This is a genomic window from Rouxiella sp. Mn2063 (genome assembly GCF_049319665.1).
In the GTDB taxonomy this organism is placed as follows: Bacteria; Pseudomonadota; Gammaproteobacteria; order Enterobacterales; family Enterobacteriaceae; genus JBMOUD01.
Genome location: NZ_JBMOUD010000003.1, coordinates 93253 through 107718 on the forward strand (window position 1 = coordinate 93253; position 14466 = coordinate 107718).

General features: G+C 48.4%; 10 protein-coding genes. 7 read left to right on the top strand and 3 right to left on the bottom strand.

Features of this window, described 5'->3' with window-relative positions; all coding sequences use genetic code 11:
• Position 1: 1 nt before the first annotated feature.
• Entirely contained in the window at positions 2-775 is a 774-nt protein-coding gene (elyC, locus tag ACL9RG_RS05820; RefSeq protein WP_422791660.1) for an envelope biogenesis factor ElyC, read from the bottom strand.
• Positions 776-972: 197 nt separating this feature from the next.
• Here elyC and cmoM point away from each other — a divergent pair, with 197 nt between their 5' ends.
• The 7 genes from cmoM to ACL9RG_RS05855 all read left to right on the top strand — a co-directional run bounded on the left by cmoM (position 973) and on the right by ACL9RG_RS05855 (position 11797).
• Entirely contained in the window at positions 973-1758 is a 786-nt protein-coding gene (gene cmoM, locus ACL9RG_RS05825; protein WP_422791661.1) for a tRNA uridine 5-oxyacetic acid(34) methyltransferase CmoM, read from the top strand.
• Positions 1755-3083: a chromosome partition protein MukF gene (gene mukF, locus ACL9RG_RS05830; protein WP_422791662.1), complete on the top strand. Its 1329-nt coding sequence runs from the start codon at positions 1755-1757 to the stop codon at positions 3081-3083. Before cmoM ends, mukF begins: the two co-directional genes overlap by 4 nt.
• On the top strand, positions 3064-3792 hold the full coding sequence (gene mukE / locus ACL9RG_RS05835) for a chromosome partition protein MukE (RefSeq protein ID WP_422791663.1): 729 nt from the start codon (positions 3064-3066) through the stop codon (positions 3790-3792). Before mukF ends, mukE begins: the two co-directional genes overlap by 20 nt.
• The gene (gene mukB, locus ACL9RG_RS05840; RefSeq protein ID WP_422791664.1) at positions 3789-8240 is read left to right on the top strand and encodes a chromosome partition protein MukB; all 4452 of its coding nucleotides are present in this window, start codon (positions 3789-3791) and stop codon (positions 8238-8240) included. The genes mukE and mukB overlap by 4 nt, the downstream gene beginning before the upstream one ends.
• A 281-nt stretch (positions 8241-8521) precedes the next feature.
• On the top strand, positions 8522-10357 hold the full coding sequence (ldtD, locus tag ACL9RG_RS05845) for a L,D-transpeptidase (RefSeq protein WP_422791665.1): 1836 nt from the start codon (positions 8522-8524) through the stop codon (positions 10355-10357).
• 181 nt (positions 10358-10538) lie between these two features.
• On the top strand, positions 10539-11087 hold the full coding sequence (locus ACL9RG_RS05850; RefSeq protein ID WP_422791666.1) for a DUF882 domain-containing protein: 549 nt from the start codon (positions 10539-10541) through the stop codon (positions 11085-11087).
• Between the two features lie 77 nt (positions 11088-11164).
• Entirely contained in the window at positions 11165-11797 is a 633-nt protein-coding gene (locus ACL9RG_RS05855; RefSeq protein ID WP_422791667.1) for an MBL fold metallo-hydrolase, read from the top strand.
• 123 nt (positions 11798-11920) lie between these two features.
• Here the strand turns inward: ACL9RG_RS05855 and ACL9RG_RS05860 are convergent, their stop codons facing one another.
• Both ACL9RG_RS05860 and ompC read right to left on the bottom strand, forming a co-directional pair.
• On the bottom strand, positions 11921-13111 hold the full coding sequence (locus ACL9RG_RS05860; RefSeq protein WP_422791668.1) for an amino acid aminotransferase: 1191 nt from the start codon (positions 13109-13111) through the stop codon (positions 11921-11923).
• A 240-nt stretch (positions 13112-13351) separates the two neighbouring features.
• A complete protein-coding gene (gene ompC, locus ACL9RG_RS05865) occupies positions 13352-14464 on the bottom strand; it encodes a porin OmpC (RefSeq protein WP_422791669.1) in 1113 nt (370 codons plus the stop codon).
• Positions 14465-14466: the final 2 nt, after the last annotated feature.

Genomic DNA, 14466 nt, shown 5'->3' on the forward strand with positions numbered 1-14466 from the left:
TCTATTCTTCAGGCTTGGGGGCGGGAAGCATCCATTGCCAAAGCCGGCCGAGTGTTTCATACCAAGCCCGTTCGCTATGCGATAAATAAAGAGATTGCGGCGTTATTTTTTCCCATGAATTTAGCGGCGAATCGATAGCGAGTTGGTTGGCTGGTGCGGGCAAGGGATGTAATCCCTGTTGTTCGAAAAATATCATCGCTCTTGGTAAATGGCTGGCCGAAGTGACTAAGACAAAGGGTTGTTTGCCGATGCGTAATGCCACTTGCTGCGCTTCCTGACGCGTATCTTTCGGTTTATCCAGAGTAATAATATCGTCTGCCGGAACACCCAGACTTTCAGCGACTAATGCTGATGTCTCCGCGCTACTTAGGGAATTTTCGGCGCTCTTTCCTCCGGTGAAAATTATCTTCGCGCCTGGATTTTGTCGGTAGATTCTGAGACCTTCAGCCAAGCGAGGTAAGCTATTATTAATCAAATTTGAGCTTGGTGCCCACTGTGGATTAAACGTATATCCACCGCCCAAAACCACAATATAATCTACTTTGCTGTGCGATTGATAAGTTGGATAGGTGTTTTCTAAGGGGCGCAATAGCCAATCTGCAACAGGCTGCAGACTTAAAAGGCCTAAAAATAGCCAACTCAGAGAGAAAATGATTTTCCCTGCTTTCTGATGATGCGTGAACCATAGCAATAACAACGCAATTGCCATCACAATTAATATCAGAGGCAAGGGCATCAATAGGCTGCCGATAAATTTTTTCAGAGCAAATAACATCAGATTTTGCGTCCTTTTGGGTGAAAAAAACGACATCCGACAGAGATTCTGCGCCGGAATGCTTTATTCTAAGTCAGGCTGTGCCAAAATAGCAGGCTTGGCGGTAATTTTATCCGTTGGCAAATACATACTCAAAATCATCGGTGTTGCCTCGATTGTGACGAGTATGACAACTTTCAATCTTAAAGCAGGTGTTCATGCAGGATCGCAACTTCGATGATATGGCCGAGAAGTTCTCGCGCAATATCTACGGTACGACGAAAGGGCGTATTCGTCAGGCTGTGCTTGGCCAGGATCTGCGAGAATTGCTGTCTACGCTCCCTCAGCGTCCGTTGCGTATCCTTGACGCCGGCGGCGGAGAAGGCCAAATGGCCTGTGAATTAGCCGCTTTAGGACATCAGGTATTGTTGTGTGATCTTTCCGGTGAGATGATCCGCCGCGCGAAAGCCGCTGCAGAAGAGAAAGGCGTCAGCGCAAACATGCAGTTTATCCATTGCGCGGCTCAAGATATATCTAGCCATTTGGAACAGCCGGTTGATCTGATATTGTTCCATGCGGTGATCGAATGGCTGGCTGAACCGCAACAGGCGCTGGCTGCGTTGCATGACTGCCTGGCTCCAGGCGGTGCGTTGTCATTAATGTTTTACAATGCTAATGGCTTACTCATGCGCCATATGGTGTTGGGTAATTTTGGGCATGTAAACGCAGGGCTGCCTAAAATTAAAAAAAGTTCGTTGCTTCCCGATCATCCACTAGACCCTAATCAGGTTTATCTGTGGATTGAACAACTTAAAATGCAGATTGTCGGAAAAACCGGTGTTAGAGTGTTTCACGATTATCTGCGTAACAGGCAACAGCATAAGCAGGATTTTGACGAGCTTCTGGCGCTGGAACAGCGTTATTGCCGACAGGAGCCTTTTGTTAGTTTGGGTCGTTATATCCACGTGATGGCGCACAAGCCCAATCGAAAGGACGATTTATGAGTGAATTTTCCCAGACTGTCCCCGAACTGGTCGCCTGGGCACGTAAAAATGACTTCTCAATTTCATTGCCCACGGAGCGGCTGGCTTTTCTTCTGGCGATTGCTACGCTAAATGGCGAGCGATTAGATGGGGAAATGAGTGAGGGGGAGCTGATTGATGCATTTCGTCACGTCAGCAAAGGTTTCGAGCAAACCAATGAAACCGTCACTGTACGTGCCAACAATGCCATCAACGATATGGTTCGACAAAGATTGCTTAACCGGTTTGTCAGTGAACTGGCGGATGGTAATGCAATCTATCGCCTGACGCCGTTAGGTATTGGGATTACTGACTATTATATTCGTCAGCGGGAATTCTCAACGCTGCGCTTGTCTATGCAACTCTCGATTGTGGCACAAGAATTAAAACGTGCGGCTGACGCGGCTGAAGAGGGCGGCGATGACCTACATTGGCATCGTAATGTGTTTGCGCCGTTAAAATATTCAGTGGCTGAGATTTTCGACAGTATTGATATGACCCAGCGCATCATGGATGAACAGCAGCAGGGCGTGAAAGATGATATCGCCGCGTTGTTGAATAAAGACTGGCGCGCGGCGATTTCCAGCTGTGAAATATTGTTGTCTGAAACCTCCGGCACGCTACGAGAATTACAGGATACGCTCAATGCAGCCGGTGATTTGCTACAGGCAAATTTATTGCGTATTCAGGATGCGATTATCGACGGCACGAGCTCGGCGCTCGGTTTTGTCGATAAGCTGGTTTATGACCTACAAAATAAACTCGACCGTATTGTGAGTTGGGGCCAGCAGGCAATTGACCTGTGGATTGGCTATGACCGCCATGTGCACAAGTTTATTCGTACCGCCATTGATATGGATAAAAACCGCGTATTTGCACAGCGTCTACGTCAGTCGGTACAAAACTATTTTGATAGCCCATGGACACTGACCTTCGCCAATGCTGAACGTCTGTTGGATATGCGCGATGAAGAGCTGGCTCTGCGCAGCGAAGAGGTGACCGGTGAGTTACCGCCGGATCTTGAATTCGAAGAATTCAGTGAAATAAGAGAACAGCTGATCGCATTGATCGAACAGGCTTTGCAGATGTATCAGCAACAGAAGGTGCCACTCAATTTAGGTTTGGTTATGCGCGATTACCTTGAACAGTATCCACGCGCCCGCCACTTTGATGTTGCGCGAATTATGGTCGACCAGGCTGTTCGTCTGGGTGTGGCCGAAGCAGATTTTTCAGGGTTGCCAGCACAGTGGCAGGCAATCAATGATTACGGAGCCAAGGTGCAGGCCCATGTCATCGACAAATATTGAACACATTATGCCAGCTAAGCTGGCACAGGCGTTGGCTAATTCCTTGTTCCCGGCTCTTGATAGCCAGTTACGTTCTGGTCGCCATATCGGTATCGATGAATTAGATAACCACGCCTTCCTGATGGATTATCAGGAAGAATTAGAGCTATTTTATAACCGCTATCATGTTGAACTGCTGCGTGCGCCGGAAGGTTTCTTTTATTTGCGCCCACGTTCGACCACGCTTATCCCCCGTTCGGTACTTTCTGAACTGGATATGATGGTTGGGAAAATTCTCTGCTATCTGTACCTCAGCCCAGAACGCCTGGCGCATGAAGGCATCTTTACCCAGCAAGAAGTCTATGACGAACTGCTGAGCTTGGCTGATGAAAGCAAACTGTTGAAATTCGTTAACCAGCGTTCTACCGGTTCGGATTTGGACCGCCAAAAGTTGCAAGAAAAGGTGAGAACATCGGTAAACCGTCTACGCCGTCTGGGGATGGTCTTCTTCATGAGCACTGATAATAGCAAGTTCCGCATTACTGAAGCGGTGTTCCGTTTTGGGGCAGATGTGCGCAGTGGTGATGACGCTCGTGAAGCGCAGTTACGTATGATCCGTGATGGCGAAGCCATGCCTATCGAGAATTCACTGTCACTCAGCGATGAGAGCGATGATGGTGAACAGCCGGCAGGAAACAGCACCGACGTTGGAGAGGATGAACAGGAATGATTGAACGCGGTAAGTATCGCTCGCTGACGCTGGTTAACTGGAACGGCTTCTTTGCTCGTACTTTTGATCTCGACTCATTGGTTACGACCCTTTCTGGTGGTAACGGCGCGGGTAAATCGACGACGATGGCTGCCTTCGTGACAGCATTGATCCCCGATTTAACCTTGCTGCATTTCCGTAATACTACCGAAGCAGGGGCAACATCGGGTTCTCGTGATAAAGGCTTACACGGCAAATTGCGCGCTGGCGTGTGTTATTCCGCCCTGGATGTCGTTAACTCGCGGCATCAGCGAGTCATCTTTGGCGTGCGTTTGCAGCAGGTGGCAGGCCGTGACCGTAAAGTAGATATCAAACCCTTTACCATTCAGGGATTACCTGTTGCCATTCAGCCGACGGAAATTTTAACTCAAACCGTGGGTGAGCGTCAGGCTCGCGTTCTTTCATTACAGGAAGTGAAAGAGCGAGTGGAAGAGATGGAAGGCGTGCAGTTTAAGCAGTTCAACTCCATCACTGATTATCACTCGCTGATGTTTGATTTGGGCGTGTTGCCGCGTCGTCTGCGCACGGCTTCCGATCGCAGCAAGTTCTATCGTCTGATTGAGGCCTCGCTTTACGGTGGGATTTCGAGTGCCATCACCCGTTCTCTGCGCGACTATTTGCTGCCAGAAAACAGTGGGGTACGCAAAGCGTTCCAAGATATGGAAGCGGCGCTGCGTGAAAACCGCATGACGTTGGAAGCTATCCGCGTAACTCAGTCTGACCGTGACTTATTCAAGCATCTGATTTCAGAAGCGACCAGCTACGTTGCCGCCGACTACATGCGTCATGCCAATGAGCGTCGTATTCATCTTGATGGTGCGCTGGTGTTGCGTAATGAGTTGTTTACCAGCCGTAAACAGCTAGCGGGTGAGCAGTACCGCCATGTTGAAATGGCTCGCGAACTGGCAGAACAAAGCGGTTCGCAAAGCGATCTGGAAACTGATTACCAGGCCGCCAGTGACCACATGAATTTAGTGCAGACCGCGCTGCGTCAGCAGGAAAAGATTGAACGTTATCAATCCGACCTCGAAGAGCTGACCTATCGTTTGGAAGAGCAAAATGAAGTCGTTGCCGAAACAGGTGAGCTGCATGCTGAACATGAGGCGCGCGCCGAAGCGGCGGAATTGGAAGTTGATGAGTTAAAAAGCCAGCTTGCCGATTATCAGCAAGCGTTAGACGTACAACAAACTCGCGCCATCCAGTACAGCCAAGCCTTACATGCTATCGAACGTGCACGTGAGCTGTGCCAGTTACCAGAACTGAGCATTGGGAACGCCGAAACCTGGCTCGAGACTTTCCAGGCACGTGAACAGGAAGCAACGGAGATCCTGTTGCAACTTGAGCAGAAAATGAGTGTCGCTAATGCGGCCCATAGTCAATTCGAAAATGCGTATCAGCTGGTGGTAAAAATCGCCGGCGAAGTTAGCCGTAGCGAAGCATGGCAGACCGCGCGCGAATTGCTGCGTGACTGGTCATCGCAGCAGCACCAGGCTGCTCGAGTTGAACCATTGCGCATGCGCCTGGCCGAATTAGAGAGCCGCCTGCGTGAACAGCAAGATGCCGAGCGTCAATTGCAAGAGTTCTGTAAGCGCACGGGGCAGGATGTACAACCAGAAGAGTTGGACGAATTACAGCGCGAGCTTGACGTACAAATTGAAGAGCTTTCGGCAAGCGTTTCTCAGGCCAGCGAACGCCGGATGGAAATGCGTCAAGAGCTGGAACAGATCCAAAGCCGTATTCGTGAGTTAACCGCACGTGCACCGGTTTGGCTTGCCGCTCAAGAAGCATTAAGCCAGTTGAGCGAACAGAGTAAAGAGCCGCTGGAAACCAGCCAGCAAGTTACAGAATACATGCAGCAACTGCTCGAAAGCGAGCGTGAAACGACCGTGGAACGTGACGAAATTTCGGCACGCAAACGCGAAGTTGAAGGGCAAATTACCCGCTTAAGTCAGCCAAGCGGCGCTGAAGATTCTCGCATGATTGCCTTGGCCGAGCGCTTTGGCGGCGTGCTGCTATCTGAAATCTACGATGATGTTACCATCGATGATGCACCATACTTCTCCGCATTATATGGTCCATCGCGTCATGCCATCGTCGTGCCAGATTTGTCGCTTATTCGCGATCAGCTTGATGGTTTGGATGATTGTCCTGAAGATCTCTATCTGATCGAAGGGGATCCGCAATCCTTTGATGACAGTGTATTTGCCGTTGAAGAGATGCAAAAAGCGGTACTGGTGAAAACCGGAGATCGCCAATGGCGCTATTCGCATTTCCCTGAAGTGCCATTATTTGGCCGTGCGGCACGTGAAAACCGCCTGGAGATTTTACACAAAGAGCGTGAAAACCTTTCCGAACGCTATGCCACGCTGTCCTTTGATGTGCAAAAAATTCAACGTGCTCACCAGGCGTTTAGCCGTTTTATCGGTAGCCATCTTGCTGTAGCTTTTGATGCCGATCCTGAAGCGGATATTCGTTCTTTAAACGGCCGCCGTGGCGAATTAGAACGTGGACTGAGCGCTCATGAAGGGCAGAACCAGCAACAGCGCCAGCAATATGAACAGGCTAAAGATGCTATTGCATTGCTTAATAAGTTGCAGCCTCGTGTTGCTCTGTTATGCGATGAAACGCTGATTGATCGTGTTGAAGAAATTCGCGACGAATGCGACGAGGCGCAAGATGCTGCCCGCTTTATTCAACAGCATGGGATATCGCTTGGCAAACTCGAACCGCTGGTGTCAGTGTTACAAAGCGACCCAGAACAGCATGAACAGCTGAAAGAAGATTATGCCCAGGCTCAACACGCGCAGCGTCTGGCTAAGCAGCAGGCATTTTCCCTGACCGAAGTGGTACAGCGTCGTGCTCACTTTAGTTATACCGATTCAGCTGGCATGTTGACGGAAAACTCCGACCTTAACGACAAACTGCGTCAGCGCTTGGATCATGCCGAAGCTGAACGGTCTCGTGCTCGTGAACAACTCCGTCAACATCAGACGCAACTCACGCAATATAGCCAGGTTCTGGCTTCACTAAAAAGTTCGTTTGAAGCCAAGCGCGATATGCTCAAAGAGCTAAGCCAAGAGTTGCAGGATATCGGTGTTCAGGCCGATGCCAACGCCGAAGCTCGCGCTCGTGCTCGTCGTGATGAGTTGCATCAAGCCTTAAGCACTAATCGCGCTCGCTGTAATCAGTTGGAAAAGCAGATTACTTTCTGTGAAGCAGAAATGGACAACCTGCAGAAAAAACTGCGCAAACTCGAGCGCGATTATCACCAAAACCGTGAGCAAGTGGTTACCGCTAAAGCCGGTTGGTGCGCCGTGATGCGTCTGGTTAAAGACAATGGTGTTGAGCGTCGTTTACATCGTCGCGAACTGGCCTATATGGGCGGTGATGAGCTGCGTTCAATGTCGGATAAGGCATTAGGGGCGTTGCGTTTAGCGGTGGCTGATAACGAACATCTGCGCGATGTACTGCGTCTGTCGGAAGACCCAAAACGCCCGGAGCGGAAAATTCAGTTTTACATCGCGGTGTATCAGCATCTGCGTGAACGTATCCGTCAGGACATTATTCGTACTGATGATCCGGTTGAAGCCATTGAGCAAATGGAAATTGAACTGGGGCGTTTGACCGAAGAACTTACCGCGCGTGAGCAACAGTTGGCGATAAGCTCCAAGAGCGTGGCCAACATTATTCGCAAAACCATTCAGCGCGAACAGAACCGTATTCGCATGTTGAACCAAGGTTTGCAGGCTGTCGCTTTCGGTCAGGTGAAAAGTGTACGTCTTAATGTCAATGTACGTGAGGCGCATGCTGGATTGCTTGAAGTATTATCGGAGCAGCAAGAGCAGCATCAGGATTTGTTTACCAGCAATCGTCTGACCTTCTCTGAAGCGTTGGCCAAGCTATATCAGCGCCTCAATCCGCAGATTGATATGGGGCAACGTACGCCACAAACCATCGGAGAAGAGCTGCTTGATTACCGCAACTATCTTGAGATGGAAGTGGAAGTGAATCGTGGTTCAGATGGTTGGTTACGTGCGGAGAGTGGAGCGCTATCGACAGGTGAAGCGATCGGTACCGGGATGTCGATTCTGGTGATGGTTGTACAAAGCTGGGAAGACGAATCTAGCCGCTTGCGCGGTAAAGATATATCGCCGTGTCGCTTACTGTTCCTTGATGAAGCTGCGCGACTCGATGCTAAGTCCATTGCTACGCTATTTGAGCTGTGCGACCGTCTACAAATGCAGCTTATCATTGCAGCACCTGAGAATATTAGCCCGGAAAAAGGTACCACCTACAAATTGGTGCGAAAAGTGTTCCAGAATAATGAGCATGTTCACGTTGTTGGTTTACGTGGTTTTGCCCAAGAACAGGCGTTATCTTCAGAAAATGAAGCTTCCGCTGCATCTTAGCGAATAATTCTCATTTTTGTTTGAAAATTACTCAGAAAATCAAAGCCGCCCCTCGAGGCGGCTTTTTTGTTTCTTTTATGTTCAATTAAGCGATGTAAGCGTGAAATCCTTCCTAGAGTCCTTTAATTCCTTAGCCCGGTAACATACAGTCGTCGATTGGAGACACTTATAATTCTCCTCAGACATTGAGCAAAATGAAAGTTCTGTCTATATACTTTAGCTAAGTCGTAGTTTGCTTAAATTTTCCGCTTGTTAATTTGGGCATTTAAGAGAGGCAGGGAATGATACTTAAGAGTCGACAGTCTCTAAGTTACTTGATAATGAGTTTGTTGTTGGTCGGCAGTTTTGTTCCTTTTACCGCCGCTATTGCCGCGGTACCAAGCGCTTCGGCTCATAATGCTCCGCTATCCGGTGCACAGAGCTTGAGCCGATTGCAGGCGGAGTTGCCTAAGGGATTCAAACCGTTATATCTGTCTACGCTGGCATCTTTATATGGCGCGCATCATATGCAGCCAATGTGGGAAGACCAAAAAGCGCTGCAAGGATTCCAGCAACAGCTGGCTGAGTTGGCGCTTTCTGGCATACAGCCCCAGTTTATCCAATGGGTTAAATGGCTGACCGATCCTTCTGTGACCGGTATGTCGCGTGATATTGTGTTGTCAGATGCGATGTTAGGCTATTTGCAATATGTCAGCGGCGTAGAAGCCAATGGTAGTACTTGGCTTTATAGCGCTACTCCTTACAAAATGTTGCCACCACCCTCTTCGGCTATCAATCAATGGCAGTCTGCGCTTCGTAAAGGCACGACCGAACACTATATTTCAACGCTTGCACCACAGCATCCGCAATATGCCAAAATGAATGCGGCATTAAAAACGCTGCTGGCCGATCGTAGCGTTTGGCCGAAGATGTTGAGCACGTCGAGCATCAAGCCTGGTCAGTCTAGTGACGATGTGCCAGCGCTGCGAGAAATCCTTGCGCGTACCGGTAACATGATTGATGTCACGCCTGACAGTGCGACGGCCAATGAAGCCGTTGAAAAGAATAGCAGTAGCCAGGCGGATGATTTTGCTGTTGATGAGACGTCCGATAAGAATCACGCGCAGCCTGTTGGCAATTCTGCGGCAACATCGGTGAAAGACGTGCTTCCTGCGCCAGAAGTTGTTTCGCTGGCAGTATCAACGGGAACGGCCGTTGTAGGAAGTCATAATCAATACACACCACAGTTGGTTGACGCGGTAAAACGTTTCCAGAAGTGGCAGGGACTTGAGGATGATGGCGTTATTGGTGCTCGTACTCGCGACTGGCTGAATGCTTCTCCACGCGTACGGGCAACATTATTAGCACTGAATATCCAGCGGTTACGTATTCTTCCCGGCAACGTCAGCACCGGCATTATGGTCAATATTCCTAACTATTCGTTGAAGTATTATTCGAATGGAGCGGAAGTGCTCTCGTCACGTGTGATTGTTGGCCGCCCAAGCCGCAAAACCCCTCTAATGAGTAGTGCGTTGAATACTGTTGTCGTCAACCCGCCTTGGAACGTACCGACCTCATTGGTTCGTCAGGACATCGTGCCAAAAGCGATGCGTGATGCCAGTTATTTGCAAAAGCATGGTTTTACGATGTATTCCGGTTGGGGGAATGATGCAGAAGTCGTTGAGCCTTCTTCTGTGAACTGGAGTATGGTTTCACCGGCCAGTTTCCCTTATCGGCTGCGCCAAAATCCTGGTGCCATGAATTCTTTGGGGCGTTATAAGTTTAATATGCCGAGTTCTGATGCCATTTATTTACATGACACGCCTAACCATAATTTGTTCCAACGAAATGTCAGGGCACTGAGTTCTGGTTGTGTACGAGTTAATAAGGCATCTGAATTAGCCAATATGCTATTACAGAACTCCGGTTGGAATAGTTCACGTATTGCCACCACGTTGAAGGAGGGGAATACGACTTTCGTTCCAATTCGACAACGTATACCGGTTAAATTGTTTTATTTAACCGCTTGGGTTGCTGATGATGGTAAGCCGCAATTCCGTACCGATATTTACAATTATGATTCTCAAGTGAGATCAGGTGCACAAATATTGTCACAGGCAGAAACTTTACTACAATAAATGCAGTAATTTTAATCTGATAGCGGTCTGAATATCGGGCCATTAAACGGGTGTAGGCTCCAAGCCACACCCGTTTTGCTTTATAACGGCGGGTTGACTCGCTTTGATAAGGCGGTTAAGGTTCAACCGGTACGGTTTTTGTGCCTCCTTTTGCCATAATTTATCGGGTAGTAAACATTTTATGAATAAAATTGACCAACATCGACGCAGATTATTAACGCTTGGTGGTGCTGCAATGGGAATTGCCTTGTTGCCAAATAGTGCATTTGCTGCACTATCGACACCACGCCCACGTGTTTTGGTTATTAATAATCTGAATACGGGTGAAACCATGAAAGCCGAGTTCTTTAATGGTAAAGGCTATAATAAAGATGAATTGGCTAGGTTAAATCATTTATTCAGAGATTACCGCGCAGATAAAGTCACCCGTATAGATCCGAATTTATTCGATCACCTTTATCGTTTGCAAGTCATGCTAGGAACACATAAGCCTATCCAGCTTATTTCTGGTTATCGTACTCTGGCGACTAATAATAGTATGCGTGGGCCGGGACATGGTGTCGCAAAACATAGCTATCACACCTTAGGTCAGGCAATGGATTTCCATATTGAAGGCGTTCAATTGGCAAATATCCGCAAAGCCGCGTTAAAAATGAAGATGGGTGGTGTAGGATATTATCCGCGAAGTAACTTTGTGCACATTGATACAGGCCCTGCCAGAACCTGGTAGCTTAAGGGGGACGACCCTGGTGTCATGTGCGAAATTATGGCTGGTAAACCCGATATTATCAGCCAACGTGGAGCCTTATGAAATATCACATTATTCCCGTCACAGCTTTCAGTCAGAACTGTTCACTTATCTGGTGTAGTAAAACCAATCAGGCAGCCTTGGTCGATCCAGGCGGTGATGCCGACATCATCAAACAGGAAGTGGCGGCACAAGGTGTTGAGTTGACCCAAATTCTGTTAACTCATGGACATCTGGATCACGTGGGCGCCGCTGCTGAACTTGCCGCGCATTATCAAATTCCTATCATTGGTCCAGACAGTGAAGATCAATTCCTGTTTGACTCACTGCCGTTACAAAGCCAACGATTTGGGTTAGCGCATTGCGCTGCTTTTACCCCTGATACTTGGTTGAAAGAGGGCGATACCGTCAGCGTGGGTGAAGAGCTATTAGACGTATTGCACTGCCCAGGGCATACGCCAGGCCATATTGTATTCATCAACCAAAAAGCACGTCTGGCTGTCTCTGGTGACGTTATTTTTAAAGGCAGCGTCGGGCGCAGCGATTTCCCCCGCGGCGATCACCAAACCCTGATCGACTCGATTAAAAACAAACTGCTGCCATTAGGTGATGATATTGCTTTCCTGCCCGGTCACGGCCCGATGTCGACCATCGGTTACGAGCGCAAAACCAACCCTTTCCTGCAAGACTAAGCCTCAGCTTGCCAGAGTAACTACAGTTTGTTGATTTAGAAATGCCCTTTCTTAAATCAAATAAAACGGCCACTTTTAAAGTGGCCGTTTTATTTACTAAAAACCGAATCTAGCGCGGTCTCGCTACAACACTGCGACTATAGCCTCGCAAAGTGGTGCCATGTTATCCAAAGTAATTCCCGCTACGTTAATGCGGCCAGAATTTACGGCATAAACGGCAAACTCATCACGCAGACGTAACACTTGTTCTTTGGTCAAGCCGCTAAAAGAGAACATGCCGTTTTGTTGGATGATGAAGCTGAAATCTTGTTTCGCGCCTTTTTCTTGCAAAGTCGTCACAAACAGCTGGCGCATACGATGAATGCGTTGGCGCATATCGCTTAATTCTTGTTCCCAGATAGCGCGCAGCGCTTCATTACCAAGAATGGTTGCCACAACAGCAGCACCATGTGCCGGTGGGTTGGAATAGTTAGTACGAATAACAGACTTCACCTGGCTGAATGCACGCTCAGCGGTTTCAGCATCGCCAGCAACCAGAGTAAACGCACCCACGCGTTCGTTATACAGGCCAAAGTTCTTCGAATAAGAGCTGGCGACCAGTAATTCTTTATGTTTAGCTGCGAAAACGCGCAGACCTTGAGCATCTTCCTCAAGTCCTTTCGCAAATCCTTGGTAAGCGAAGTCAAACAGCGGTAACCAGCCATTCGCCACAGAAAGATCGGCCAATTGTGTCCATTGCTCAATGGTTGGGTCGATGCCGGTTGGGTTATGGCAGCAGCCGTGGAATAACACCACATCGCCCGCTTTTGCTTCACTAAGGCTTTTCAACAGGCCGTCAAAATCCAGCGCGTGGTTGTTGGCATCGTAGTAGTTATATTCAACCACTTCCAAGCCAGCAGAGGCGAACACGCCTTTATGGTTTGGCCAGCTTGGGTTGCTGACCCACACGCGTTTGGCGCTAGTTTGTGTGGCAATAAAATCAGCTGCAATGCGCAGGCCACCGGTGCCGCCAGGCGTTTGTGCGGTGCGAGCACGTTTATCCGCAATCAGGGCATTATCTGCACCAAACAATAATTCTTGTGTGCAGCGAGCAAAGTCTGCCAATCCATCAATGCTCAGATAAGTCTTGGTAGTTTCGTTTTCCAGTAAAAACTGTTCGGCTTTTTTAACGCTGGTTAATACCGGCGTTTTACCGGTTTCATCTTTATAAACGCCGATACCCAGATTGATTTTGTTCTGACGATCGTCAGCGCGAAAAAGATCGGCAAGACCCAGGATTGGATCCGCAGGTGCAGCAGTGATTTTCTCAAACATAGCAATGCTTCCATGACCTAATGATTAGCAGAAAGAAGTCATCAGGGTAGCGCTAGAAGCGGGCTTTGCCAACCGTTTGCGGTAAAAAGAAAGCAGAGTTGTGAAGAGGGCTTCAGCATTAAAAAATATGATGATCTATGGCTAAAGAAATGGCGGAATCAATGCTAAAAAAAACAGGCAGAGCTTTTGCTCTGCCTGTTGATATCACTTGTCAGTCGCCCGCAGGCTTGGCAAGTTAAATTAGAACTGGTATTGCAAGCCTACGCCAACAACGTTGTCGGTATTTACACTAGCAGAAGTAGTGTAATCGTTGTTTTTCAGCAAGTTGATTTTATAGTCAACATAGGTAGACATGTTTTTGTTGAAGTAGTAATAAGTACCCACTTCGATGTATTTAACCAAGTCAGCGTCGCCGCCAGCAAATGTGCCAACAGAGTTCAGGTCCTTACCTTTAGATTGCAGGTAAGCAATGGATGGGCGCAGACCGAAGTCGAACTGGTATTGTGCTACCAATTCGATGTTCTGAGTTTTGTTAGCAAATTGAGTGAGGCTAGAAGTATCGACATAGGTAGTCATATTACGGGTATCACCGTAAATGGCTGCCAGGTATACGTTGTTGGCATCGTATTTTGCACCAACGCTGTAAGCTTGAACTTTGTCGCCAATGCCATCAACTTTCTGCTGAGCAGTACGGTTACCTGTTACATAAGCACCGGTCAGGCTGACGCCCATGCCCAAGTCGTAAGCGGTAGATACGCCGAAGGTATCGCCGTTTTGTGAGTCAACACCACGGCCTTTAGCTTCGCCGTTGTTACCGTCGTTTTTACCTTCGTATTGCAACGCGAAGCTCAGGCCGTTAACCAAACCGAAGAAGTTGCTGTTACGATAAGTTGCCACACCGTTGCTACGGCCAGCCAGGTAGTTGTCGTTGCCGTAGAAAGTATCGTCACCGAATACTGGCAATTGGTCAGTGTAAGATTCTACGTCGTACAAGACACCGTAGTTACGACCGTAGTCGAATGAACCCCAGTCGCCGAATTTCAGACCGGCGAAGCCCAGACGAGTTGCATTACCTTTATCACCTTGAGATTCAGCATTGTTAGCCTGAACGTTGTATTCCCACTGGCCGTAACCGGTGATGTCGTCGTTGATTTTGGTTTGGCCTTTGAAGCCGAAACGAACGTAAGTTTTGTCACCGTCTTGGCCATCATTGCTTGAGAACTGGTGACGTGCGTCAACCTTACCGTACAGGTCCAGTTGGTTGCCGTCTTTGTTATAAATTTCAGCTGCGTTTGCTGCACCAGCAGCCAACAGTGCTGGGATTACCACTGCAAGAATGTTGCGCTTCATCATTT